The sequence below is a fragment of the Brevundimonas sp. genome (assembly GCF_035626975.1).
Lineage (GTDB): Bacteria > Pseudomonadota > Alphaproteobacteria > Caulobacterales > Caulobacteraceae > Brevundimonas.
In genome coordinates, this window is the sequence record NZ_DASPMQ010000035.1 from 100,749 (window position 1) to 125,575 (window position 24,827).

Here is a 24,827-nt window from a genome sequence, read left to right on the forward strand (position 1 = left end):
TGAGCATGACGCTGTTTGATTCCCCGTCCTTCGCGAACCACGAAGGCGTTCACGCCGTCTTTGACGAAAAGACCGGCCTGCGCGCCATTATCGCCGTTCACTCGACCGCACGCGGCCCGGCCGTCGGCGGCACCCGGATGTGGAACTATGCGTCCAGCGCGGAAGCGCTTGAGGACGTGCTGCGTCTGTCGCGGGGCATGAGCTACAAGAACGCCGTCGCGGACCTCGAGATGGGGGGCGGCAAGTCGGTCATCATCGGCGACAGCCGCAGCCAGAAGACGCCGGAGCTGTTCCGCGCCTTCGGCCGCGCCGTCGATACGCTGGGCGGCCTCTACTATGCGGCGGAAGACGTCGGCGTGTCGGTCGCTGACATCGCCGAGGCCCGCAAGGTCACCCCCTATGTCCTCGGCCTGAACGACGGTCCCGAGGCCTCGGGCGATCCCAGCCCGGTCACGGCCGAGGGCGTGTTCCGCTCGACCCTGACCGTCGCCCGCCGCCTGTGGAAGCAGGACGACCTGACCGGCCTGACCGTCGCCCTGCAGGGCATCGGCCATGTCGGCGGCTATCTGGCCGACAAGCTGCACGCGGCCGGCGCGAAACTGGTGATGACCGACGTCAACACCGCCCTGCTGGCCGAGGTCGCCGCCCGCACCAATGCCGAGATCGTGGCCCCCGACGCCATCTATGACGTCAGGGCCGACATCTACGCCCCGTGCGCCCTCGGCGCGACGCTGAACCCGGAAACGCTGGGCCGCCTGACCGCGAAGGCCGTGGTCGGCGCCGCCAACAACCAGCTGGCCACGCCGGAGATCGGCCGGATCCTGTTCGAGCGCGGCGTGCTCTACGCCCCCGACTACGTCGTCAACGGCGGCGGCATCATCAACGTCGCTTCGGAACTGCTGGCCCGCCAGACCGGCGGCGCCTACGACCCGGCCTGGGTCGAGGGCAAGCTGTCCCGTCTGATGGAGACGCTGGAGGAGATCCTTGAGCGCTCCGCCGTCGAGAAGCGGCCGACCCACGAGATCGCCGACGCCATCGCCGAGGCCCGCATCAACGCGGCGCGGGACGCCAGGGCGGACCAGCGCAAGGCGGCCTGACCGACGGCGCAGCGCCGCAGATGATGTCACCTCCCCATCTTCGATGGGGAGGTGGCGCGGCGCGAATACGCGCCGTGACGGAGGGGCCCTTTCCGACGCACGACGGTTGCGCCGTTTCGCCCCTCCACCGCTTCGCGGTCCCCCACCTCATTCGCAAATGGCGTACGGGGAGGAGACGGAGGCCCATGACGCTCTGCTGCCTTTTCCGGAATCCATAGTCGGGTTGCGCGGAAAACTCGCCGCTTCTTCAACGGCATCCCCTTTTCTCGAGCCAATCTGTCCGCCTGGGAAAACGGCGGGCGCATAATGCCGCCTGTCCTGTCGCCCGTGTGGGGCCGGTCTTTGACAATCTCATCCCCCACCCGCACCGCCTGAGGCGCGCGGCGACCCGTGAGACCATTCAGACTGTTCAGACGATTCAGACTCTGTTTTTGGTTTCATTCGGGCAGAACCGGATCGTCCGGTCTCCGTCTTCCCGCCGCGGAGCTCCGGATTCGCTCCCGCGCTGCATACGGCCCACTATCACCGCGAACGCCCATCTGATTCGGGCCGAGGCGCCATGAACGCAACTTCCCGCAAAGCTTTCGATCCGCTGCTCATCGTGATGGCGGTCGGCTTTGTCGTGGCGGTCGGAGCCCTGGCCTATCCGGCGTTCCGGGCCGACCCGACGAGCGCCCCCGGCCTGATCCTGATCTTCACCGTCGGCGCCGTGGCCCTGATCGGCCTGTTCGCCTTCGCCCGGAGCGAGAGCCGCCGGCCGCTGGGCGACGTCACCATCGACCTGCTCGACGCCATGGCCGAGCCCGCCGCCCTTGTCTGGGCCTCGGGTCAGGTGCTCGCCTTCAACGCGGCCTGGGCCGAGAGCAACGGCGCCGTCACCACCCTGCCCAAGGGGCGCTCGGCCTCGGCGCTGTACATGGCCTTCGCCCAGGCCCGCGCCGGCGAGCAGGGCCGGGCCATCGTCGTGATTGGCGAACGCGAGCAGGAAGTCCTGATCGGCCAGGCCGGGGAAGGCCGTTTTCTGGTTCGGGCGGCGCCCGACGCGGCCCTTCCGGTCATGACCGGCGGCGCGCCCACGCCCAGTTCCAACGGCCCGGAGAGCCGGGCCATGGCCGCCGGCGCCCCGTTCGGCTCCGCCGTCATCGCGGCCGAGGATCTGTTCGGCGGCAAGGTCGAGAAGGCCAATGCGGCGCTCGCCCTGCTGACCGGCCCGGCCGCGGCCCGCGACGCCGCCTTCGGCCACCTGTTCGATCCCGCCTGCGTCGCCGAGGCGCGCGCCAAGCTGGCGGCCGGCTCCTCCGGACCGATCGAGCTCGTCGCCCGCGCCTTCCCCGACAAGATGTTGCATCTCTACGTCGCCCCGGAGGGCGACAAGCGGCGCATCTGGCTGTTCGACGTCACAGCCCAGAAATCGATGGAGCTGCAGCTCTCCCAGGCCCAGAAGATGCAGGCCGTCGGCCAGCTCGCCGGTGGCGTGGCCCACGACTTCAACAACCTGCTGACCGCCATCCAGCTGCAGCTCTCGGGCCTGCTGGAGCGCCACCCGGTCGGCGATCCCTCCTATGAGGGTCTGAACGAGATCCGCCAGACCGCCATCCGCGCCGCCGACCTGGTGCGCAAGCTGCTGGCCTTCTCGCGCAAATCCACCGTGCGGCGCGAGCGTCTCGACCTCGGCGAACTGGTCGGCGAGTTCGCGGTCCTGCTGCGCCGCCTGCTGCGCGAGGATGTGCGGCTGGAAACCGACTACGGCCGCGACCTGCCGGTGGTCCTGGCCGACAAGAGTCAGCTCGAAACGGCGGTGATGAACCTGGCCGTCAACGCCCGCGACGCCATGCGCGGCGTGGTCGAACCCGGCGCGGGCGTGGTCACCATCCGCACCCACCGCCTGACCCGTGACGAGGCGCGCGCCCTCGGTTGGGCCGCCGCCCCCACCGAGGCCGTCGCCCTGATCGAGGTGACCGACACCGGCCCCGGGGTGCCGCCCGAACTGCTCGACAAGATCTTCGAGCCCTTCTTCACCACCAAGGCGGTGAACGAGGGCACCGGCATGGGCCTGGCCACCGTCTACGGCATCGTCGAACAGGCGGGCGGCCACATCAACGTCTCCAACCCCGACGGGGCCGGGGCCGCCTTCCGCATCTTCCTGCCCGAGGCCGCCGAGGCCGATCTGGCCGAGACGCCGGTGGTCGAGAAGGTCGCCAAGGCGCCGCGCGACCTCTCCGGCGCGGGCCGCATCCTGTTCGTCGAGGACGAGGCCGCCGTGCGCGGCATCGCCGCCCGCCTGCTGCGCCAGCGCGGGTATGACGTGATCGAGGCCGCCGACGGCGAGGAGGCCCTGGCGCTGGCCGAGGAACACGCCGGGACGATCGACATGATGATCTCGGACGTCATCATGCCGGGGCTCGACGGTCCGTCCCTGCTGAAGAAGGCCCGGCCGTTCCTCGGCGACGCGCCGGTGATGTTCATCTCGGGCTACGCCGAGAGCGACTTCTCGGACCTGTTGCAGGACGAGGTCGGCGTGTCCTTCCTGCCCAAGCCGCTCGACATCAAGACGCTGGCCGAACGGGTCAAGCAGGAACTGCGCGCGGCCTGATCCTTTCCCCTCGCCGCCCATCGGGAGCCTTGCCGTCGACCCCGCGACTGTCATAGCTGTCCCGTCCCCCCACGGAGTGTCTGACCGATGATCGACCGCCGCCGCCTGATGTTGTCCTCCGCCGGCTTTGGTCTGCTGGCGGCCGTGCCCGCCGTCGCCCAGGTTTCGGCCCCGATCTCCGAGGCCGATGCGCGGCTCGACGCGATGTTGACCCGCTGGTTCGACGAGAATGTCGAACTGTCGCCCGAGTACGCCACCAACCTCGGTCTGGACCGCGACGCCCGGGCGCATCTGTCAGGAAAGCTGCGTCAGCAGGGGCTCGCCGACATCGAGGCGGATCGCGCCCGCGCGCGCGCCCGCTGGGCCGAGATACAGGCCGTTTCGGAAGATGGATTGTCGGATCAGGCCAGGGTGTCGCTGGCGGTCTATCGTTTCACGGCCGAGGGCGCGGCGCGCGCGGCGGACATCCCCTATGGCGGCGGCATCGGCCCCTATACGGTGACCCAGCGGTCAGGGGCCTACTTCTCCGTACCGGACTTCATGGCCAACCAGCACCGGGTCGAGACCCCGGCCGACGCCGAAGCCTTCCTGTCGCGCCTGTCGGCCTTCGCCACGGTGCTCGATCAGGAGAATGAGCGGATCGCCGCCGACGCCGCCCTGGGCGTCATGCTGCCGTCCTTCCTCATGGACAAGACCCTGACCCAGCTCAGGACGCTGCGCGACACCGCCCCCGCCGACATGGCCATGGTCCAGGCCCTGGTCCGCAAAACGGGCGAAAAGACCATCGCGGGCGACTGGGGCGCCCGCGCAGCCGCCATCATCGAGGCCGAGGTCAAGCCGGCGCTGGGCCGTCAGATCGCGGTGTTCGAGGCCCAGCGTCCCAACGCCACCGATGACGCTGGCGCCTGGAAACTGCCGCAGGGCGACACCACCTACGCCCTGGCGCTGCGCACCTACACGACCACCACCTACGACGCCCAGGCGATCCACGACATCGGCCTGGAACAGGTCGCCGCCATCCAGACGGAAATCGACACGATCCTCAAGGGCATGGGCATGGCCGAGGGCACGGTCGGCCAGCGCATCAAGACCCTCAGCGAAGACCCGCAGCACCTCTGGCCCAACACCGACGAGGCCAAGGTCGAACTGATCGGCTCCCTCAACCGGCAGATGGCCGAGCTGACGCCGCTGCTGCCCCGCGTCTTCAACACCCTGCCCAAGGCGGCGGTCGAGATTCGCCGTGTCCCGCCGTCGATCGAGCTCGGCGCGCCCGGCGGCTACTATCAGGCCGCCTCGCTGGATGGCTCGCGGCCGGGCGCCTACTACATCAACCTGTCGAACACCGCGAACTGGCCCAAATGGAGCCTGCCGACCCTGACCTATCACGAGGCCAGTCCCGGTCACCATTTCCAGATCACCGTGGCGCGCGAGGCCGGCTCCCTGCCCATCTATCGCCGTGTGGCCGGCAACTCGGCCTATAACGAGGGCTGGGCCCTCTACGCCGAACGCGTCGCGGCCGATGATCTGGATGTCTACGCCGGCAATCCGCTCGGCCGGGTCGGATATCTGCAGTCCTACCTGTTCCGCGCCGTCCGCCTGGTGGTTGACACCGGCCTGCACCACAAGCGCTGGAGCCGCGATCAGGCAATCCGCTACATGATCGACGAGTGCGGCGAGCCGCCCGAGTCGGCCGAGAAGGAGATCGACCGCTATTGCGTCTCCATCGGCCAGGCCTGTTCCTACAAGCTGGGGCAGACCGTGATCGCGCGCCTGCGCAGCGAGGCGGAGGCCCGCCCCGGCTTCGACCTGAAGACCTTCCATGACCGGGTGCTGCTGAACGGCTCGGTGCCGCTGGCCGTGCTGGAAGGCCTGATGCGCACCTGACCGATCGGTAACTTGTCAGCGGGCGTGAGGCGCCGTTCTGTGCCGGTCACCTTTCCGGAGCTTCGCCATGCTTGATCGCCGTCGTTTCCTGCTGTCCACCGCCGCCGGGGTGGGCATGGCCGCAGCCGGTCCGGTCGTGGCCGGCTCGCCGCAGACCGCCAGCGCCGGCGCCCGGGTCACGGCGCTGCTGGACCGGATGATGCAGGAGTTCCTGGCCCAGTCGCCGGAGTTCATGACCTCGCTTGGCCTCGACAGGGGATCCAATGCGGCGGTGCGCAGCCGCCTCGATGATCGCTCGCTGGCCTTCGTCGACCGGTCCTTCGCGGCCTTCCGCGGGTACGGCGCCGAACTGGACGCGATCGATCGCGCCGGCCTCTCGGGCATGGATGCGGTCAACTACGACACCACCCGCTTCATCATCGACGGCGCGGCGACGGCCGATCGCTTCGATTACGGCGTCCAGTCGCCGGTGGGCGGGGTCAGCCCCTATCTCGTCAGCCAGCTTACGGGCAGCTACAGCAGCATCCCGCAGTTCCTCGACACCCAGCATCAGGTCCGCACCGCCGAAGACGCGGAGACCTATCTGGCGCGCCTGTCGGCTTTCGCCGAAGTTCTGGACGTCGAAACCGACAGGGTGCGCGCGGACTTTGCGGCCGGCGCGACTCCGCCGGACTTCGTTCTGCGCCGGACCAGCGAGCAGTTCGCCGCTACCCTCGGCGTCGATCCGGCCCAATCCGGCCTGACCCGGTCGCTCGCGCGCCGCGCCGCGGAAGCCAATCTTGCGGGGGATTGGGCCGCGCGGGCGGAAGCCATCGTGCGCGATGCGGTCTATCCCGCCATGCAGCGCCAGGTCGACGTCCTCGCGGCGGCCCTGCCGGGAGCGACGTCCGACGCCGGCTGCTGGCGCCTGCCGGACGGCGAGGCCTACTACCGCCATGGCGTGCTCAGCTACACGACCACCGACATGGGCGGCGACGAAATCCACGAGATCGGCCTCGCCCAGGTGGCCGAGCTCAGCGCCCGCGCCGATGAGATTCTCCGGGCCGAGGGCCTGACCCAGGGCTCGGTCGGCGAGCGCATCGCCGCCGTCTCCAGGCACCCTGACCAGCTGTATCCGAACACCGACGCCGGCAAGGCCCGTTTGCTGGCCGATCTCAACGACCAGATGGCGAAGATGCAACAGCGCCTGCCCGAGATGTTCGGAAGGCTGCCGCGCGCGGGCGTCGAAATTCGTCGCGTTCCGGTCGAGATCGAGGCGGGCGCCCCGGGCGGCAGCTACCAGATGCCGGCGCTGGATGGCTCGCGTCCCGGCGCCTACTACATCAACCTGCGCGACACCGCCGAAACGTCGCGCTTCACCCTTCCGACCCTGACCTATCACGAGGCTACGCCGGGCCACCATTTCCAGATCGCCGTCGCGCTTGAGGCCGAGGGCATCCCGATGCTGCGCAAGATGCCGTTGTTCTCGGGCTACACCGAGGGCTGGGCGCTCTACGCCGAACAGCTGGCGGACGAGATGGGCGTCTACGAGGACGACCCGCTGGGACGTCTGGGCTACCTCCAGTCCTTCATGTTCCGCGCCACCCGCCTCGTCGCGGACTCGGGCCTGCACCACAAGCGCTGGAGCCGCGAACAGGCGGTCCGCTACATGGTCGAGACTCTCGGCGACGCGGAATCCACCATGATCACCGAGGTCGAGCGCTACTGCGTCTGGCCGGGTCAGGCCTGCAGCTACAAGCTGGGTCACACGGTGTGGGATCGCACCCGCAGCCGGGCGAAGGCGGTGCTGGGCGACCGCTTCGACCTCCGCGGCTTCCACGATACGGCGCTGGCGGCGGGCGCCATTCCGCTGGAGGTGCTCGAGCGCCTGATCGGCGACTGGACAGCGGGCGTCCAGGCGGCCTGACCCGTCGATGGACTGGCGCTGATCAGGTCGCCGCCACGGCCTCGCGGGCGGCCAGTACGTTTGGATCCGCGGCGGCGGCGGCCAGGATCCAGTCGCGGAAGCGGGCGATCTTGGGCGAACGCCGTCGGCCCTCCGGCCAGACCAGCCAGTAGGCGTAGTCCGGGACCAGCTTGACCGCGAGCGGGACCGGCTGGACCAGCAGGCCCGCCGCCAATTCCCGGGCGAACAGGATTGGCGAGGCCAGGGCCACGCCCTGGTCGCCGATCGCCGACGCCACCTCCAGCGCCTGATAGTCCGCCCGCAGACGGGACGGCGCCTGACCGTCGGCGGCGACGCCGGCGGCGGCGAACCACACGGCCCACTCCTTCTCGAGCCCGATCCGCGGCGCCTTCAGCAGGTCCTCGGCGGTCTGGAGCTGCAGCCGATCCCGCAGGCGGGGGCTGCACAGAGGCGTGTATACGCTCGGCATCACCTCGACACTTTCCAGCCCCGGCCAGTCGCCGGTGCCCGAGCGAATGCCGACATCGAAGCCCTCTCGCGACAGGTCGATGAGATGCGCCGCCGTGTCGAGCCGCACCGCCAGCTCGGGATGGGCCAGTTGGAACTCGCCAAGCCGAGGGGCCAGCCACTGCGTCGCCAAGGTCGCCAGGGTGGTGATCGACAGGATCGCCTGATCGGCTTCGGTCAGTTCGGAAAGCGCCCGGCGCAGCAGGCTCATGGCCTCCGTTGCGGCGCGCGACAGCCGTTCACCGGACTCGGTCGGAACGACCTCGCGCGGCAGGCGGCGGAACAGGCTCTGGCCCAGCCGGCCCTCGAGCGCCTTGATCTGCCAGCTGACCGCCGCCTGGGTCATGCCCAGTTCCTCGGCCGCGCGGGTGAAGCTGTTCAGGCGGGCGGCGGCCTCGAACACCCGAATGGAGGCGAGGGGAATTCCGGCGAGAGGATCGGCCATAAGTGTGCCTTATGTTGCGCTGCGCCAATCTGGTTTGCGGATCAACTCTGTCAAGCTCATTTTGACGTTGTCCTCACCACAGGATCGTCAGGAGGCCGAGATGGAAGAAGCGCATCACATACATAAGGAACCTGCATGGGGTTGGGTTTCCGTGCTCAACGACTGGCGGCGCAGCCGCACCCGGGCCCGCATCCGCAAGCCGCAGCGGATCGTGACGCCCTGGAGCCGATGATCCGCCCACGACCCGATCGCGGCGCAGGAGCCCAATCTCCGAACGCCGCCGCGATTGCGGCCCGGACCCGCGGGGAGCTTTCTGCTCTCGCGATTTCGGGTCGCTTGCGTAACGGCTAGCCGACCGTCCAGCCGTCCGCGTCGCGCAGGGCGTTGTGGATGGCCGTCGCCGCGATGGCGGCCTCGGCGCCCGCCACGGCAATCTGGTTCAGCCCGCGCACCACGTCTCCGGCCGCATACAGGCCCGGCACGCTGGTCGCCTGATGGGCGTCCACCACGAGACGGCCATCGCCCCCTGTCCGCGCGCCCAGCGCTCGCGCCAGTTCCGCGTTCGGCGATGTTCCCAGGGCCGAATAGACCAGGTCGAACACGCGGAACGTCCCGCCCCAGCTCAGCGCCGTGACCCGGTCGCCCTGCAGCTGGACATTGTCGATCGGCGCCCGGATCAGTTCGACGCCCATCCGCAGCAACTCGCCTTCCTCCGTCAGCGCCTCCGCCGGCCCGACGTGGATCAGCGTGATCCGGTCGGAGTAGGTGCGCAGAAAGGCCGCTTCGCGCACTCCCGTGTCGTCCCGGCCAATGATCGCCACCGCCTTGTCGATGGCCTCATAGCCGTCGCAGATCGGGCAGATCCGGACCAATGATCGCTCGATGGCTCCCTCGATCCCGGGCAGGTCGGGGTGATGGTCCATCACCCCGGTCGCCAGCAGCACCGCCCGCGCCCGGATGTCGCGCCCGTTCAGACGCACCAGGAACCCTTCGCCGTCCCGTACCAGATGCTCGACCCGCCCGGGTTCGATCACGGCGTCGAACTCCAGCGCCTGTTCGGTCATCCGCTTCAGGATCGCTTCGCCGGTGATGCCCCGCGGAAAGCCGGGCATGTTGTGGCTGAGCGGGATCCAGCAGGCCCGCGGCGCGCCGCCGTCGGCGACCAGCACCCGTCGCCGGAACCGCGCCAGATAGGTCGCGGCGGTCAGGCCAGCCGGCCCGGCGCCGATGACGAGCACCTCGGGATCGGCGTCGCTCAACGCGTCCGCCACGTCGTCGGCCAGTAGTCCGCCGGGACGCCCCAGCATTCCCGCATTTCCGACTCGCTGGTCAGCGTGAACTCGCGGCCGGTCCAGGTCCAGGTCGAGGCCGTGCCGCAATCGCCGACGCCCCGCCCCTTGGCGAAGGCGGTGATGGTGCGGGTCTCCGGCGAATAACCGCCGTTGATGGTGCCCGCTGTGGGTGCGTCGGAGGTCGAGGCCAGCCGCGCCGGCCGGGGGGCGCGGCCGCCGGGGCCGGTGATGTACCAGTCGTGGCCCATGTTGTAGGCGCCGGCGAAGCAGGGAACCGCCCAGAGCTCCGTGGTGGCGTTCAGGCGCGCCGACATGACTTCCTTTCCGATCCAGTGCTCGGAGGTTTCCGAGCGACATTCCGCCACCGCGGGCACGGTCTCCAACGCGGCCGGCAAGACCTGGTTCTGATCGCCGAAGCCCGCCTGCGAAACGGCCTGAGCCGGGGTGACGACGGGCAGGGGCGGGGCGCCGGGCACGCTGGATGCAGGGCGGGAACCCGGGCGGCGCAGGGCCGTCACCGTATTCACCCGACCCTGCCGCTCGTCGATCCAGAGCAGGGCGGCGGCCGCGCCTGACAGCGAAAGCTCGTGCTCGGGGCCGATCCGGGCTGTCCGGCCGTTGGCGAGCGCTCGCACCGCCTCGAGCGCGCGCGCCGCCGGCATCTCGGCGGCGACGGGTTCGTTGGCGGCGAGCGTCATCGGGTAGTTGGTCCCGTCGATGGTGAGGGCGAACGCGCGGGTCTTTTCCGCCTGGTCCGGCCAGTATCCCGCCGCGACCTCCGGCCGGGCGTCCGGCCCGGGCTCCACGGCGACCCGGATCCAGCCGAACCCCTCGCGTCCCGGTCCATAGGCGAAACAGGCGTTGCCGTTGTCGCACACGGCGATCCAGTCCCGGAAGGCTTCCGACTCCGATGCCATGGCCCCGGGACCGGCCGCCTGCGACCTCGAAGCCGTGGTGGGTGGCGCGGCCGGGGCGGCTTTTTCCCCCGAGGCGTCCGAGGGGCCACAGGCCGGGAGGATCATGAGGGAGCTCGCGCCGACGGCGGCGCGTCGCCAATGGTACATGCGTATGTCCCCGGGAGCAGCGTCGTCCCCCGGACACGATACACCCTGGGTCCCGATGAGTCGCCGCCGCCCTTTGCGCCCGCGCTCCGCCGCCGCTATACCGCCCGCCTCACTCCCCATTCTTCAGTCAGAGGCGCGAAACCCGCATGGCCAAGATCAAGGTCGCCCACCCCATCGTGGACATCGACGGCGACGAGATGACCCGCATCATCTGGCAGATGATCAAGGACAAGCTGGTCTTCCCCTTCCTCGACCTCGAGCTCGACTACTACGACCTGTCGATGGAGAACCGGGACGCCACCGACGACAAGGTCACGGTGGATGCGGCCCACGCGATCCAGAAGCACGGCGTCGGTGTGAAGTGCGCCACCATCACCCCCGACGAGGCGCGGGTGAAGGAGTTCGGCCTCAAGAAGATGTGGAAGTCGCCCAACGGCACCATCCGCAACATCCTCGGCGGCGTGGTCTTCCGCGAGCCGATCATCTGCTCGAACGTGCCCCGTCTGGTGCCGGGCTGGACCCAGCCCATCGTCGTCGGCCGCCACGCCTTCGGCGACCAGTACAAGGCCACCGACTTCCTGATCCCCGGCCCGGGCAAGCTGACCATCAAGTTCCAGGGCGCCGACGGCCAGGTCATCGAGCATGAGGTGTTCGACTTCCCGTCGTCGGGCGTCGCCATGGGCATGTACAACCTCGATGACTCGATCACCGAGTTCGCCCGCGCCAGCTTCGCCTTCGGCCTGCAGCGCAACTTCCCGGTCTATCTCTCCACCAAGAACACCATCCTCAAGGCCTATGACGGCCGCTTCAAGGACATCTTCCAGAAGGTGTTCGACGAGGAGTTCGCGGCCGAGTTCAAGGAAAAGGGCCTGACCTACGAACACCGGCTGATCGACGACATGGTGGCCGCGGCCATCAAGTGGTCGGGCGGCTTCGTCTGGGCCTGCAAGAACTATGACGGCGACGTGCAGTCCGACGTGGTGGCCCAGGGCTTCGGCTCGCTGGGCCTGATGACCTCGGTGCTGATGACCCCGGACGGCAAGGTGCTGGAGTCGGAAGCCGCCCACGGCACCGTCACCCGCCATTACCGCCAGCACCAGAAGGGCGAGGCGACCTCGACCAACTCCATCGCCTCGATCTTCGCCTGGACCCGCGGCTTCTCGCACCGTGCCAAGCTGGACGGCAACGACGAGCTGGCGACGTTCGCCGCGACGCTGGAGCGGGTCGTGGTCGAGACCGTCGAGGCCGGCCATATGACCAAGGATCTGGCGCTGCTGGTCGGCGACCAGCAGGGCTGGCTGACCACCGAGGGCTTCCTCGACAAGGTGGCCGAGAACCTGACCAAGGCGATGGCTTCCTAGAGGGACGCTATCGCTTGCGACGCGGTCGCTCGCTGCTTGAGCGTCCTGGCCGCGTCGTCCCGCAGGGCCGATGACCGCGGCCAGACAATATGGCCGCGTCGAGTCGAGAAGGCGGAGCCTTCTGACCGCAGCCAAACTTCCAGGGGCCCGCAGGATTCGCGTCCGGCGGGCCTTTCGTTTGAGCCAGACCCGCGTTCGTGCATTGATGCAACGAACCCGGGGGTCCCATGAAGAAGCTGTTTGGCAACCTGCTGCTGCTGGCCGTCGTCGTGGCGGTGGTCAGCTTCTTCGCCGCGCCGGCGGTGGCCTTCTTCGGCATCCGGTCGGCGGCGGACGCCAATGACGCGGCCGGCCTGTCGCGCCTGATCGATTTCGCCGCCGTACGCCAGTCGCTGCGGCCCCAGCTGTCGGGCGATCCCGCCGCCCTGGCCCCCGCCCCGACCTTCCTTGAAGACCCGATCGGCGCCGTCCGGCGTCAGTTCGAACGGGTCGACCCGGCGGCCGTCGCCGACGTGGACGCCTATCTCACGCCGGCCGCCCTGGCCGCCCTGACGCGGGGGGAGGGACGCTATGCGTCCGAACGGTCCCGGCTTTCGGCGCCCGTCGCGGCCGAGACCAATCCCATGCCCGCGCCGGTGTTCTGGGGCGTCAACAGGGCCCGCATGGCCGTGGTCGACGAAGGGGGCTCCGAAACCGTCTTCACCTTCGAGCGCAAGGGGCCGTTCGAATGGAAGCTGGTCCATATCGGCCTGCCCGAGGGCGTTGCGCCGGCCGCCGCCCCGCCTCCGACGGCCGCGCCGGCGCGGCTTCCGGTGGTCGGCAAGAGCGGCAAGACCGGCGGCTGACCGCGGTCTCGCTGGCCCAGGCCCCCGACTCGCGGCAACCGTAGCCGTGGGGAGGCGTTTCGACGCCAGAGGGTAACATGATCAAGAAATACATCGTCGGCGCCGCCGTCGTGACCATCGCCGTATTGGCCGCCGCCTGGGCCGCCGCGCCCGTCCTCGCCGCCCAGGCGCTGATCCGCGCGGCCAAGGCCGGGGACGCCCGGCGCATCGAGCAGCTGGTTGACTTCCCCGCCCTGCGCCAGAGCCTCAAGGACGAGCTGAACGCCGAACTGGCGGCCCAGATGCGCCGCGATCCCCGCATGGCCGAGAGCGGCCTCGGCGGCCTCGGCATGATCCTGGCGCCGATGCTGCTGTCCGGCGCCGTCGACGCCGCCGTGACCCCCGAGGTGGTCGCCCGGATGGTCACCACCGCCGAGGCGCCCGACCCGACCGTCCGCGACGACCCCGAACCGGGCGACACCGCCGATGAGGGAGACGACATCCATCAGGCCTGGGGCTACCGCGACCTCAACACCTTCGCCGTCACCCTGACCGACCGCGACCACCCCGACCAGCGACTGGCGCTAATCCTCGAACGCCGCGGGATGTTCGCATGGAAATTGGCGGCCGTGGATATCCAGAGCGGAGCGGCGGCCTGACCTAGCCCGCCAGCGCCGCCCGCACCGCCGCCAGACCATCCTCGGCCTTGCCGCCGTCGGGAGCGCCGCCCTGGGCGAAGTCGGGCTTGCCGCCGGCGCCCTGACCGCCCATGGCCAGCACCGCTGCGCGGGCGAGATCCGCGGCGTTGACCTTGCCGGTCATGTCCGAAGTCACGGCCACGGTGACCGCAGCCTTGCCGTCGGTGACGCCGATCAGGGCCACGACGCCCGAGCCGACCTGTTTGCGGAAATCCTCGGCCACGCCGCGCAGGCCCTTGCCGTCCACGCCGTCCAGGACGCGCGCGATCAGCTTGACGCCGTTGATCTCTTCCGGCGCGGCGCTGCCGGCCGAGCCCCCGCCAAGGGCGAGCTGCTTCTTCAGGTCGGCGACCTGTTTCTCCAGCGTCCGCACCGAACCGGACAGGGCCTCGACCCGGGCCGGTACGTCGGCGGGCTGGACCTTGAACGACTGAGCCAGCTTCCTCGCCACGCCGGCCTGGGCCAGCAGATACTGGCGCGCGGCCTCGCCGGTCAGGGCTTCAATGCGGCGCACGCCGGCGGCGATGCCGGTCTCGGATGTGATCTTGAACAGGGCGATGTCGCCGGTGCGGGCCACATGGGTGCCGCCGCACAGCTCGACGGAATAGGGGCCCTCGCCGGCCAGCGCGCGGCCCAGCGTCAGCACGCGGACCTCGTCGCCGTATTTCTCGCCGAACAGGGCCACGGCGCCGGCCTCGATGGCGGCCTGCGGGGCCATCATCTTCGTTTCGGCCGGGATGTTCTGACGGATGACGGCGTTCACCTCGTCCTCCATCCGGGCCAGTTCGTCCTCGGTGACCGGGGCGTTGTGGCTGAAGTCGAAACGCAGGCGTTCGGCGTCGACCAGCTGGCCCTTCTGGGCCACGTGGCCGCCCAGCACATTGGCCAGCGCCTTGTGCAGCAGGTGGGCGGCGGAGTGGTTGGCGCGGGTGGTCAGGCGGGCGGCGGCGTCGACGCGCAGCTGGACCCGGGCGCCGATGGCCAGCGTGCCCGAGCTGATCTCGATGCGATGGGCGTAGAGGTCGGAGGCCTGCTTCTGCACGTCCAGCACCACGCCCGAGCCTTGCTGGCCCGTGGCGTCGGTCCACTCGATCTCGCCCTTGTCGCCGGCCTGGCCGCCGCCCTCGCCATAGAAGGGGGTCTGGTCGAACAGAACCTCGGCGGTTTCGCCGGCGCCCAGTTCGTCGACCGAGGCGCCGTCGCGCACGATGGCCAGCACCTCGCCCGCGCCCTCGACGGCGTCATAACCGGTGAAGACGGTGGGGCCGAGGCGGTCGCGCAGGGCCAGCCATTCGCCGGTCGAGGCGGTCTGGCCCGAACCGGTCCAGTGCTCGCGCGAACGGCTGCGCTGCTCTTCCATGGCGGCGTCGAAGCCCTCGGTGTCGACGGTGAAGCCGCGCCGGCGCGCCTCGTCCTGGGTCAGGTCGAGCGGGAAGCCGTAGGTGTCGTACAGGGTGAAGGCGGTCTGGCCGGGCAGCACGCCGCCCTCGCCGAGGTCGCGCGAGGCGTCCTCGAGCAGACCCATGCCGCGGCCGAGCGTGGTGCGGAAGCGAATCTCCTCCTGCTTCAGCGTGTCCTCTATGAAGGCCTGGGCGCGGCGCAGCTCGGGATAGGCCTCGCCCATCTCCTGCACCAGCGTCGGCACCAGCCGGTGCATCAGCGGGTCGGCGGCGCCCAGCAGGTGGGCGTGGCGCATGGCCCGGCGCATGATCCGGCGCAGCACATAGCCGCGGCCCTCGTTCGAGGGCGTGACCCCGTCGGCGATCAGGAAGGACGACGAGCGCAGGTGGTCGGCGATGACCCGGTGGCTGGGAGCCTGCTCGCCCTCGGCCTTCGTCGAGGTGGCGTCTTCCGACGCCGCGATCAGGGTGCGGAACAGGTCGGTCTCATAGTTGGAGTGGACGCCCTGCAGCACTGCCGCGAGGCGCTCGAGACCGGCGCCCGTATCGATCGACGGTTTCGGCAGAAGCGTGCGGCTGCCGTCGGCGGCCTGGTCGAACTGCATGAAGACGTTGTTCCAGATCTCCACGAACCGGTCGCCGTCCTCGTCCGGAGACCCCGGAGGCCCCCCCGGAATGTGCTCGCCGTGGTCCCAGAAGATCTCGGTGCACGGGCCGCACGGGCCTGTGTCGCCCATTGACCAGAAATTGTCGGAGCCGGCGATGCGGACGATCTTCGATTCCGGCAGGCCCGCGATCTTCTTCCAGAGGTCGAAAGCCTCGTCATCGTCGATGTAAACGGTGACCATCAGCCGGTCGGCGTCGAGCCCGAATTCCTTCGTGACCAGCTTCCACGCCATCTCGATGGCGTGCTCCTTGAAATAGTCGCCGAACGAGAAGTTGCCGAGCATCTCGAAGAAGGTGTGGTGGCGGGCGGTGTAGCCGACGTTGTCCAGATCGTTGTGCTTGCCGCCGGCGCGAACGCATTTCTGCGAGCTGGTGGCGCGCCTGATCGCCCGGGTTTCCTGGCCGGTGAAGACGTTCTTGAACGGCACCATGCCGGCGTTGACAAACAGCAGGGTCGGGTCGTTCTGCGGCACCAGCGGCGCCGACTGCACCTTCTCATGCCCATCGGCCGCGAAGTAGTCGAGGAAGCTCGAGCGGATCTGGTTCAGGCTGGCCATGGTTCGTCGCGCACGCGTCTGGAGAGGTCAGGGGAGGCAGCGTGCATATAGGTCTTTCGCCCTGAACGCATCACCCATCGGCGTTCTGCGCGTCCGGCGCCGCCTCCATGTCGAGGGCCAGCTTGCGCAGCAGGTCCGCCAGGGCCGCGCGTTCGGCGTCGTCCAGCGCCGCCAGCAGGCCCGCCTCGATCGCCATGTCCTCCCGAAACGCCGCCTCGACCGCAGTCCGTCCCCTGTCCGTCAGCTGGACCAGCAGGCTGCGTCTGTCCCCGGGCGAGGGAGGCCGGGTGATCATGCCGGCCTTCGTCAGGCGGTTCAGCCGGTCGGTCAGGCCGCCCGACGAGATCATCAGCGACCGGTAGAGCTCGGTCGGCCGCAAGGCGTAGGGCTCACCCGATCGCCTCAGGGTCGACAGCACGTCGAATTCGCCGGCATCCAGCCCGTATCGCGCGAACACCGCCTCGATGGGGGGGCGGCTCTGCAACACGATCCGCCGCGCCCGGCCCAGCACCTCCATGCCGCGGGTGTCCAGATCAGGCAGCTCCCGCGCCCACTGGGCTCGCAGGCGGTCGATATGGTCGGCGGCTTGGGTCATCGAAAAGTATCTTGACGTCGAGATAGATGGAGATATCTTGGCATCAAGATAAACCTCGCCGGCCGACACACAAGGAGAAACGGACATGACCACGGCGCAACACGGAAGCGGTTTCACCGTCACCGGCATCGACCATGTGGTGCTGCGGGTGCGGGATCTCGACGCCTCGCTGGACTTTTACACCCGGGTGCTGGGCTGTCCGGTCGAGCGCCGCCGCGATGATCTGGGCCTGATCCAGCTCAGGGCCGGCGCCTCGCTGATCGATCTTGTGCCGGTGGACGGCGTGATCGGCAAACGGGGCGGCGACGCCCCGGGACCCGACGCCCACAATATGGATCACCTGTGCATCCGGATCGCGGCCTTCGACCCCGAACAGGCGCGCGACCACCTTCGCCGCAATGGCGTGGAGGTCGAGTCTGAAGGCGTCCGCTACGGCGCGAGCGGCAACGGAATGTCCTTCTCGATCACCGATCCGGACGGCAACGGCATCGAACTGCGCGCCTGAACCGGGCTGGATCAGCTCACGGTTCGACGCAGCATCCGGGCCGCCACGAAGGACAGGGCCAGGCCGAAGAAGGCGTGCGCCATCAGACCCAGGCCGATCATGTGGTCGGGCGGCGTCGGCCGCTCGGGGGACATCGACAGGGGCACGACGATCGCGTTCATGACGCCATAGACGACCACGCCGAACAGCAGGCCCGACAGCACCGGCCTGCGCAGCGCCACGGGCGCCTGGACGGCGGCGGCGACGAAGATGGCGGCGAAGATGATGGCGATCAGGAAGTGGGCGGCCAGGCCGAAGGCCGCCGCGCCGACGCCGCCGCTGAACGCTTCCGCGCCCAGCACGCCGCTGCCCACCGCCTGCAGGATCACCACGGGCGTGGCCGGGCGGTAGATGACGAAGGCGGTCAGAATGTCCGCCGCGCCGCCCGCCAGACCGGCCAGAACCGCGGCGCGCGCCAGGGCGCCGAGTCTCGATGTCATGATGTGAAGTCCTCCCGGGGCGAATAGTCACGCCTGGCCGGGAGGGCGGCAAGAAAAAAAGGCCGCCCGACCCGGGTGGGGATCGGGCGGCCGCTCCGTCCGGCCCGGCCCGGCGGGGTCGGTGGCGGGTCGGCGGACCCGGCCGGAGAAGTTCAATCGGTCGTGGCAAGGTGTCCGAAGGCCGCGAATTTCGCGGGACAGTTCCGGTCATCCGGCCGCCCCAAAATGTCCGATGAGTCCGAAATTTCGTGGGACAGTTGCGGACATTTCGGACACTTCCGGCGCGGATCGGCCCCTAGCCCTCGAGGTCCTGGCCCTCGTCGGGCTCGGGCGTGCCCAGCAGCTCCTCGGCGATCTTGTTGGTCGAGGCGCGCACGGCCTTCTCGATCGAGTCGGCGATGTCCGGGTTGGCCTTGAGGAAGGCGCGCACGTTCTCGCGGCCCTGACCGATGCGCTGGCTGTCGTACGAGAACCAGCTGCCCGACTTCTCGATCACCCCGGCCTTGACGCCCAGGTCGATGATCTCGCCCAGCTTGGAGATGCCCTCGCCGTACATGATGTCGAAGATGACCTCGCGGAACGGCGGGGCGACCTTGTTCTTGACCACCTTGACCCGGGTGGTGTTGCCGACCACCTCGTCGCGGTCCTTGATCGCGCCGGTGCGGCGGATGTCGAGGCGGACCGAGGCGTAGAATTTCAGCGCGTTTCCGCCCGTCGTCGTCTCCGGCGAGCCGTACATGACGCCGATCTTGTGGCGGATCTGGTTGATGAACAGCACGATGCACTGCGACTTGTTGATCGAGGCGGTCAGTTTGCGCAGCGCCTGGCTCATCAATCTGGCTTGAAGACCTGGCAGGCTGTCGCCCATCTCGCCCTCGATCTCGGCCCGCGGGGTCAGGGCGGCGACGGAGTCGACCACCACGATGTCCACGGCGCCCGAGCGCACCAGGGTGTCGACGATCTCCAGCGCCTGCTCGCCCGTGTCGGGCTGCGACACCAGCAGGTCGTCGAGGTTGACCCCCAGCTTCTGGGCGTAGCCCGGGTCGAGCGCATGCTCGGCGTCGACGAAGGCCGCCGTGCCGCCCGACTTCTGGATTTCCGCGACGGTGTGCAGGGCGAGGGTGGTCTTGCCGGAGCTTTCGGGGCCGAACACCTCGATGACCCGGCCGCGCGGCAGGCCGCCGATGCCGAGCGCCATGTCGAGGCCGAGCGAGCCGGTCGACACCGACGGAATGGCCTCCGTCACGCCGTTCTTGCCCAGTTTCATCACCGAGCCCTTGCCGAAGGCGCGGTCGATCTGGGCGATCGCCGCCTCCAGAGCCCGCTGCTTGTCGCCGTCGTCCCTGCTGACCAATTTCAAGTTCGCCTGTGCCGCCACCTTGCCACTCTCCCTTGCCATGATTCCCGTTCGGTACCCGGAGGAGAGGCCCGCCTTCGGTCCGATGACCGTGACCCGCTCCCTGTGAGAGGGGATATGTGCATGGTTTGTTCCGGTTGCCAATATGTTCTTTTTGGACCGAGGCGGGATACGTCCGATTTTGACGTATGGCCTCCGCAACTCGCGTTCCCGTCATCCTCGGGTTGACCCGAGGACCAGATCATCCGGTGCGCGGTGGCGGTGACGCCCCGGGACATGAGGGCCGTCACGGACGCACAGTCCCGGCCTGACCTCTGATCCTCGGGTCAAGCCCGAGGATGACGACGGAAATAGCGGGTGGGCGGCGTCACATCGGCCGCCGCCACGCGACGATGCCGAGGTGGGAGATCTGCACCGGTTCGCCGTTCTGGTTCCGGGTCTCGTTGCGGGTGCGGACGATGCCGCGTTCCGGGCGCGACTTCGAGGGAATGATCTCCAGAACCTCGACATGGACGGTCAGCACGTCGCCCGGACGGGTGGGGCGCGGCCAGGTCGTTTCGCCGCCGACGCCGATCAGGCCGCCGGCGAAGGGCAGGCCGTCGACCATCAGCCGCATGCTCAGCGCCGCCGTATGCCAGCCGCTGGCGGCCAGCCCGCCGAACAGGCTGTCCTGCGCCGCCGCCTCGTCGAGGTGGAAGGGCTGGGGGTCATACTCACGCGCGAAGGCCTTGATGGCTTCGGTCGTGACGGTGATCGAGGCGGTCGTGAACGTCTGACCGACGTGGAGATCGTCGAGATAGAGGTCTCGGTCGGGCACCTGGAGTCTCCGTTCGCGGCTTCGGGGCCCCTTTCGATAGGGCGATTTCGACCCGCGACGGAAGCCTCTAGAAGGTGACGCTGTCCATGGTCGCCTCGGCCGCGGCGCGGCTCTCGGCGAAATAGTGTTCCCCCGGGGCGATGTAGATCGCCACGTAAAGCTTCTCGTCCGCCTTCACCGCCTGGCCAAGACCCTTGATGACCAGACCTTCCTTGGTGGCGGCCTCGATGTCGAAGCGCACGCCGCGTTGGCCGTTGACCTGCACCGGCCGCACGCCCGAGGTGGCGACCCGCTCATAGCTCATGGCCGTGACGCTGTTGGCCACGAACTCGACCTGTTCGGTCACCGACATGGAGGCGTCATAGATCGGAGTGGTGGCCTCGCGGCGATTGGTCGGCTGGACGATATAGTCGCCCGTGACCAGCCCCTCGCTGAGGTAGAGACGGTTCAGCAGCGGACCGTCGATGCTGAGCATCCGCACCTTCTTCAGGCCCGAGATCGGGGTGAAATCGCTCCATGCCCGCGACAGGGTCGCGCCTGATCCCGCGCCGACGGCATAGGGACCCGCGGGTGCGAGGGTCACCGTCTCACAGGCGGAGAGGGCGAGGGCGGCGCCGAGAACGGCGAGCGATACGATCGACTTCTTCATGGCTTGGCTTCCAGTGCGGTCAGGCTGTCTTCGACGATCCAGCGGTCATCCGCCGCGGTCGCCCGTTCAAGGTAGGTCCGCCACGCGACGCGGGCGGCTTCCGGGTCGCCGAGCCGCGCCTGCAGGTCGCCCAGTTCGCGCCAGGCGGCGACGGGCGCGTCCTCGTATCCGGTCGCGGTCAGATAGGCGTCGCGGGCCAGTTCGAGATCGCCGTCGTCGCGGCGCTGGCGAAGGATCTGGCCCCGGTGGAATTCGAGCACGCCGAGGTCGAGGCCGTCGCGTTCGAGCCGCTCGGTCAGCGTCAGCGAAGCGTTGAAGTCCCGGCGCGACAGGTCATCGGCCAGCCAGGCGGCGAGATGCGGACGCATGGCGGCGCGATAGCGTTCGCGCTCCTCCCGCCCGCCAGGACGGTCCCTGGCCAGGGTGTCCAGCGCGGCGACGCGCTCGGCGGTCAGCGGATGGGTGCGGAAGACGCTGCCCATGGCCTCGCTCTGGCGCACGCTGCGGAAGGTCGAGGCCCGGGTCTCGGCCTGCTGCTGGCGCCAGACGGCGGCGGCGGCCGTCGGCTCCAGCCCGGCGGCGACCATGCGCTCGAAGCCGATGGCGTCCGCCTCTTCCTCCTGCGACCGCGAATAATTCATCACCGACGCCACGGCGGCCAGGTAGGCCAGATCGCCGATACCGCGCATGTCGACGCCGTAGTAAGCCCCGGCCACGCCGGCGCCGACCGAGACGACCATCGCCGCCGTCGCCCAGGCCTTGTTGTTGTTCCATCGTTCCAGCGAGTGGTTCTCGAGGAAATGACCCAGTTCGTGGCCGAGGACGAACGCCAGCTGGGCCTCGTTTTCGGCGCGCAGCAGCAGGCCGGACCAGACTTCCATATAGCCGTTTGGCGCCATCTGCGCGTTCAGGTAGGGCCGGTCCATGACGTAGACGCGGATCTCGCCGCAATATTCCACGGCGACACGGCAGGCGACGCCGCGGACATAGTCGTTCAGCGCCGGATCGGAATTCAGGTCGGCCGAGCGGCGCGCCTCCGCCTCGGTCCGCTCCATCGCGCCCCACAGACCGCCTTCGACGGAGGTGGGATCGGGAACCAGGCCCGGGGGCCGCTGCTGCGCCAGGACAGGGAGGCCCGATGTCGCCGTCAGCAGCAGGCCCGCCGCGAGGGCCGCGACGCCGCGGCTGGTCACAGGGGCGCGCCGGTCATCATTGAATCGACCAGCGACTGCGCGCCCTGCGGATTGCGCATGTCGGCCGACGGGCCGGCGATGCCGACGTTGAACCAGATCACCTGCCCGGTGCGCAGGTCGACCAGCGAGGTGAACACCTGCTGGCTGCCCAGCGGAATGCCGACGCCGAGGGCGCTCATCACCACGAAGGTCGCGACCCGCGCGCTGGACGCATAGTTGCCGCGCCCGAAGGTGAACAGGGCGTAGTCGGCGTCATATTGTTCGGCGAGGCTCTGCGCGCCGTCGCCCAGCGTCCAGTTGAACCCGCCGGCATGGGTCGGCAGCGGGAGCAAGCCGTATTCGAACACCAGAATGGAGTTGCCGACCGCCTCGTGCAGCCGCAGCAGCTGGCCGCTGCGCCCTTCCATGGCGCTGGAGGGATCGACCACCCGGATGGTGTGAGACGACGAGGCGACCGAGCGCTCCAGCGCATTTTCCACATTGGTCACCGCCTGCTCGGTCCAGTCGGCGCGCGGCTCGGACATGCCGGCGGCGGTCAGCAGCGACAGTTCGATGTCCGGCTTGACCAGGATGATGGTGGCGCCAGGCGACGGCGGCGTCACCGACAGGGCGGTCTTGGTGTTTGTCGTGGTGCAGGCCGCCGCCAGCAGGCAGGCGACGACGATCAGCAGACGCTTCATTGGACAGGATTCCCCCCGGATATCGGCGGGACCCTAGGAGAGCGCCGGCGGCCCCGGAAACCACTTTATCGGCCCACGAAGGCGAACAGGTCTCGCGTGTGGCGCAGCGAGCACACACGCTCCTGCTGAGTCGGACGTCAGGTCCCCGCGACAGCCGCGGGCGGCATGGGCTCCGCCAGGCGGGCGCTGAACGACAGGGCCCCGCCGAGCACCAGCGCCGCCAGCGCCGCCATCAGCCACGGCCGGACCGCGGCGCGCTCCGGCGACAGCGGCCGCACCAGCATCAGCACCAGCAGGCCCATCGCCACCAGCACGCCGGGCAGGTCCAGGCCGATGCCGAGGAAGACCGGATGCGACAGGCTGACCAGCCAGCCTCCGCCGATCGCCGCCGCCAGGGCCACCGGGGCCAGCGACCGGGTCCGGATCAGGCCGGGATCGAGCAGGGCCGCCAGCGCCGCGACGGCGGCGGCGAGCAGGCCCGGCCACAGGAACAGGAAGGCGGCCTGCGGCGCCACGGCCTGGGCGGCGGCGGCGAGGCCGAGGACGAGGGCGATCAGACCGGTCCAGGCCCCCCACGCCGTCCGCGCCGCCAGTCCCGGCGCCAGCGACAGGCCGATGGCGACTACGGCCATCACCGCCGCGCCGAGGACGATGGGATTGTCCAGCCCGCCCAGCGTCAGGGCCAGGGCGGCGGCGGCCGTGATGGCGATCGCGGTGACGCGCCGGTCCGGCCGGCCTCGCCCGCCGAGCACCGCCATGCCGAGGGCGAGGACGGCGAGCGCCGCGCCGGCCTCCATCCACGGCAACCGCGCCAGCAGGGCGTAGTAGACCCCGGCGCTGTCGGCCCGCGCCGTCATGGGCCCCGCCAGCGTTCGCACCGCCTGGGTCAGCACCAGGCCCGCGGTCAGGAACCAGACGCCGTCCACGGCGCCGCGGCCGAGGTCGGCGAAGGTCAGCCCGGCCCGGCTTCGCGCCCGCCACGCCGCCGCGCCCAGCAGCGCCAGGGCCAGGGCCAGCAGCCCCCATCCCGCCGCCGGCGGATGGCTCAGGATCACCCGGCCGAACAGGTCGGCGTAGACGGTGTCGGCGCCACGGACGGGCAGGGTCCCGGCGCGCAACAGGGCGTCGGCGTTCTCCAGCGCCTGCGATCCGATGTGCTGGACGGCGCCCTGGTCGAGCGCTGCGGGGGTGGAGGACGGGGCGTGATACTGTTCGGGCCGTCCGATGAAGGCGAGGTTCAGGCCCGGGACGCCGCGCGCCTTCGGAACGCTGAAGTCGGTGTCGTTCGGCATCCGCTCGTAGACGAACACCGCCAGCGAGTTGGAGGTGACGCCGCCGTCGGCCCTGACGCCGGCGCGGCCGAACAGGGCGATGGTCTCCGCATTGCCGCGCCCGGTCTCGAACATCATGGCCCGGCCGCCGCCGCCGCGCGCCTCAAGATTGATCACCGCCCCGATCCGGTCGCGCAGCGGATGTCCGCCCCAGAACACCCGCGCCCCGTCCAGCCCGATCTCCTCGGCGTCGGTCAGCAGGACCACCAGGGTGCGCTCAGCCGGTCCGCGCGCGCGGATCGCCCGCACGCTTTCCAGCACGGCCGCCACGCCGGTGGAATCGTCCGCCGCGCCGGGCGACCCCGGCACGGTGTCGTAATGGACCATCAGGGCCACGGCGGGCAGGGCGGGGTTCCGCCCGGGCAGCACGCCGATCAGGTTGGTCGCGGTGAAGTTCGCCGCCCCGGGATCCCCGCCCATCCGCCGCAGATAGCGCGCCGAACCGGGCGAGATCGGTCCCGTCTGGGTCGTGGTCTCGAGGCCGAGGTCGTTCATCCGGCGCAGCAGGAACGCCTGCACCCGGGCGTGATCGGCCGAGCCGACGGGATGCGGGCGCCGCGCGATCTCGCGCACGTCGGCCATGGCCCGTTCCGCCGAGAAGGCTGTCGCCGAAGCGTCGGCGTCGACCGGCGCCGGAACCTGCAGGGACACGACCCCGATCAGCAGCGCGAGCGCCAGCGATCCGACCAGCCAGACCAGCCGCATGAGACATCCTCCCCGATGACGGCCCGACCGTAGCCGGGTCGACCGTATCCGTCATCCTCAAGGACGCCGGCGGCGATCACCCCATCCAGTCGTCGCTGCGCAGGTCCGCGTCGCCGAGCAGCCGGCCCTGGTCGTCGATGAACGCAATCCAGCCGCCGGCGGGGGCGAGGCGGGCCTCGAGGGCGAGGAACAGGGGGGCCTCGTCGGTACCCGGCAGGACGA

Annotated in this window: 20 protein-coding genes; 8 read left to right on the plus strand and 12 right to left on the minus strand. The window is 69.7% G+C overall.

Translation table 11 applies throughout. From position 1 onward, the window contains the following. The first annotated feature begins 5 nt into the window (after positions 1-5). The 4 genes from VEB62_RS09060 (at position 6) to VEB62_RS09075 (ending at position 7,480) form a co-directional block, all read left to right on the plus strand. On the plus strand, positions 6-1,097 hold the full coding sequence (locus VEB62_RS09060) for a Glu/Leu/Phe/Val family dehydrogenase (RefSeq protein WP_324798306.1): 1,092 nt from the start codon (positions 6-8) through the stop codon (positions 1,095-1,097). Positions 1,098-1,656: 559 nt separating this feature from the next. Beyond that, on the plus strand, positions 1,657-3,690 hold the full coding sequence (gene cckA / locus VEB62_RS09065) for a cell cycle histidine kinase CckA (protein ID WP_324798308.1): 2,034 nt from the start codon (positions 1,657-1,659) through the stop codon (positions 3,688-3,690). 87 nt (positions 3,691-3,777) lie between these two features. After that, positions 3,778-5,574, plus strand: a complete 1,797-nt coding sequence (locus VEB62_RS09070; protein WP_324798311.1) for a DUF885 domain-containing protein — start codon at positions 3,778-3,780, stop codon at positions 5,572-5,574. Positions 5,575-5,641: 67 nt separating this feature from the next. Next, positions 5,642-7,480: a DUF885 domain-containing protein gene (locus tag VEB62_RS09075; protein ID WP_324798314.1), complete on the plus strand. Its 1,839-nt coding sequence runs from the start codon at positions 5,642-5,644 to the stop codon at positions 7,478-7,480. Between the two features lie 22 nt (positions 7,481-7,502). Here VEB62_RS09075 and VEB62_RS09080 read toward each other — a convergent pair whose 3' ends face one another. The 3 genes from VEB62_RS09080 to VEB62_RS09090 form a co-directional block, all read right to left on the minus strand. Next, on the minus strand, positions 7,503-8,432 hold the full coding sequence (locus VEB62_RS09080; RefSeq protein ID WP_324798317.1) for a LysR substrate-binding domain-containing protein: 930 nt from the start codon (positions 8,430-8,432) through the stop codon (positions 7,503-7,505). Positions 8,433-8,779: 347 nt separating this feature from the next. Beyond that, entirely contained in the window at positions 8,780-9,739 is a 960-nt protein-coding gene (locus VEB62_RS09085) for an NAD(P)/FAD-dependent oxidoreductase (RefSeq protein WP_324798320.1), read from the minus strand. Then, a complete protein-coding gene (locus VEB62_RS09090; protein ID WP_324798323.1) occupies positions 9,688-10,641 on the minus strand; it encodes a DUF1176 domain-containing protein in 954 nt (317 codons plus the stop codon). The genes VEB62_RS09085 and VEB62_RS09090 overlap by 52 nt, the downstream gene beginning before the upstream one ends. Before the next feature lie 293 nt (positions 10,642-10,934). Here VEB62_RS09090 and VEB62_RS09095 point away from each other — a divergent pair, with 293 nt between their 5' ends. The 3 genes from VEB62_RS09095 to VEB62_RS09105 all read left to right on the plus strand — a co-directional run bounded on the left by VEB62_RS09095 (position 10,935) and on the right by VEB62_RS09105 (position 13,632). After that, positions 10,935-12,149, plus strand: a complete 1,215-nt coding sequence (locus VEB62_RS09095) for an NADP-dependent isocitrate dehydrogenase (RefSeq protein WP_324798326.1) — start codon at positions 10,935-10,937, stop codon at positions 12,147-12,149. Positions 12,150-12,376: 227 nt separating this feature from the next. Continuing rightward, positions 12,377-12,994, plus strand: a complete 618-nt coding sequence (locus tag VEB62_RS09100) for a DUF2939 domain-containing protein (protein WP_324798329.1) — start codon at positions 12,377-12,379, stop codon at positions 12,992-12,994. Positions 12,995-13,071: 77 nt separating this feature from the next. Then, complete coding sequence (locus VEB62_RS09105; RefSeq protein WP_324798331.1) at positions 13,072-13,632, plus strand: DUF2939 domain-containing protein; 561 nt, start codon at positions 13,072-13,074, stop codon at positions 13,630-13,632. 1 nt (position 13,633) lies between these two features. On the opposite strand, the gene alaS is transcribed toward VEB62_RS09105, so the two are convergent. Both alaS and VEB62_RS09115 read right to left on the minus strand, forming a co-directional pair. After that, the gene (gene alaS / locus VEB62_RS09110) at positions 13,634-16,294 is read right to left on the minus strand and encodes an alanine--tRNA ligase (protein ID WP_324798334.1); all 2,661 of its coding nucleotides are present in this window, start codon (positions 16,292-16,294) and stop codon (positions 13,634-13,636) included. Positions 16,295-16,364: 70 nt separating this feature from the next. Next, the gene (locus VEB62_RS09115; protein WP_324798336.1) at positions 16,365-16,889 is read right to left on the minus strand and encodes a MarR family winged helix-turn-helix transcriptional regulator; all 525 of its coding nucleotides are present in this window, start codon (positions 16,887-16,889) and stop codon (positions 16,365-16,367) included. An 85-nt stretch (positions 16,890-16,974) separates the two neighbouring features. On the opposite strand from VEB62_RS09115, the gene VEB62_RS09120 reads away from it, so the two are divergent. Then, complete coding sequence (locus VEB62_RS09120) at positions 16,975-17,394, plus strand: VOC family protein (protein ID WP_324798338.1); 420 nt, start codon at positions 16,975-16,977, stop codon at positions 17,392-17,394. Between the two features lie 11 nt (positions 17,395-17,405). Here VEB62_RS09120 and VEB62_RS09125 read toward each other — a convergent pair whose 3' ends face one another. From VEB62_RS09125 to VEB62_RS09155, 7 genes are all read right to left on the minus strand, one after another. Next, complete coding sequence (locus VEB62_RS09125) at positions 17,406-17,873, minus strand: hypothetical protein (RefSeq protein WP_324798341.1); 468 nt, start codon at positions 17,871-17,873, stop codon at positions 17,406-17,408. Between the two features lie 295 nt (positions 17,874-18,168). Next, positions 18,169-19,251 (minus strand): recombinase RecA, encoded by a 1,083-nt coding sequence (gene recA, locus VEB62_RS09130; protein ID WP_324798364.1) that lies wholly within the window; start codon positions 19,249-19,251, stop codon positions 18,169-18,171. A 346-nt stretch (positions 19,252-19,597) separates the two neighbouring features. Next, a complete protein-coding gene (locus tag VEB62_RS09135; RefSeq protein WP_324798343.1) occupies positions 19,598-20,047 on the minus strand; it encodes a MaoC family dehydratase in 450 nt (149 codons plus the stop codon). 67 nt (positions 20,048-20,114) lie between these two features. Continuing rightward, positions 20,115-20,696, minus strand: a complete 582-nt coding sequence (locus VEB62_RS09140; RefSeq protein WP_324798345.1) for a hypothetical protein — start codon at positions 20,694-20,696, stop codon at positions 20,115-20,117. Further along, positions 20,693-21,889 carry a M48 family metalloprotease gene (locus tag VEB62_RS09145; RefSeq protein WP_324798348.1) on the minus strand — a complete coding sequence of 399 codons (1,197 nt, stop codon included), beginning with the start codon at positions 21,887-21,889 and terminating at the stop codon, positions 20,693-20,695. The genes VEB62_RS09140 and VEB62_RS09145 overlap by 4 nt, the downstream gene beginning before the upstream one ends. Next, on the minus strand, positions 21,886-22,569 hold the full coding sequence (locus tag VEB62_RS09150; RefSeq protein WP_324798351.1) for a hypothetical protein: 684 nt from the start codon (positions 22,567-22,569) through the stop codon (positions 21,886-21,888). The genes VEB62_RS09145 and VEB62_RS09150 overlap by 4 nt, the downstream gene beginning before the upstream one ends. Positions 22,570-22,706: 137 nt before the next feature. After that, positions 22,707-24,605, minus strand: coding sequence for a M20/M25/M40 family metallo-hydrolase (locus VEB62_RS09155; protein ID WP_324798353.1), 1,899 nt, complete (start codon positions 24,603-24,605; stop codon positions 22,707-22,709). Positions 24,606-24,827 lie beyond the last annotated feature (222 nt).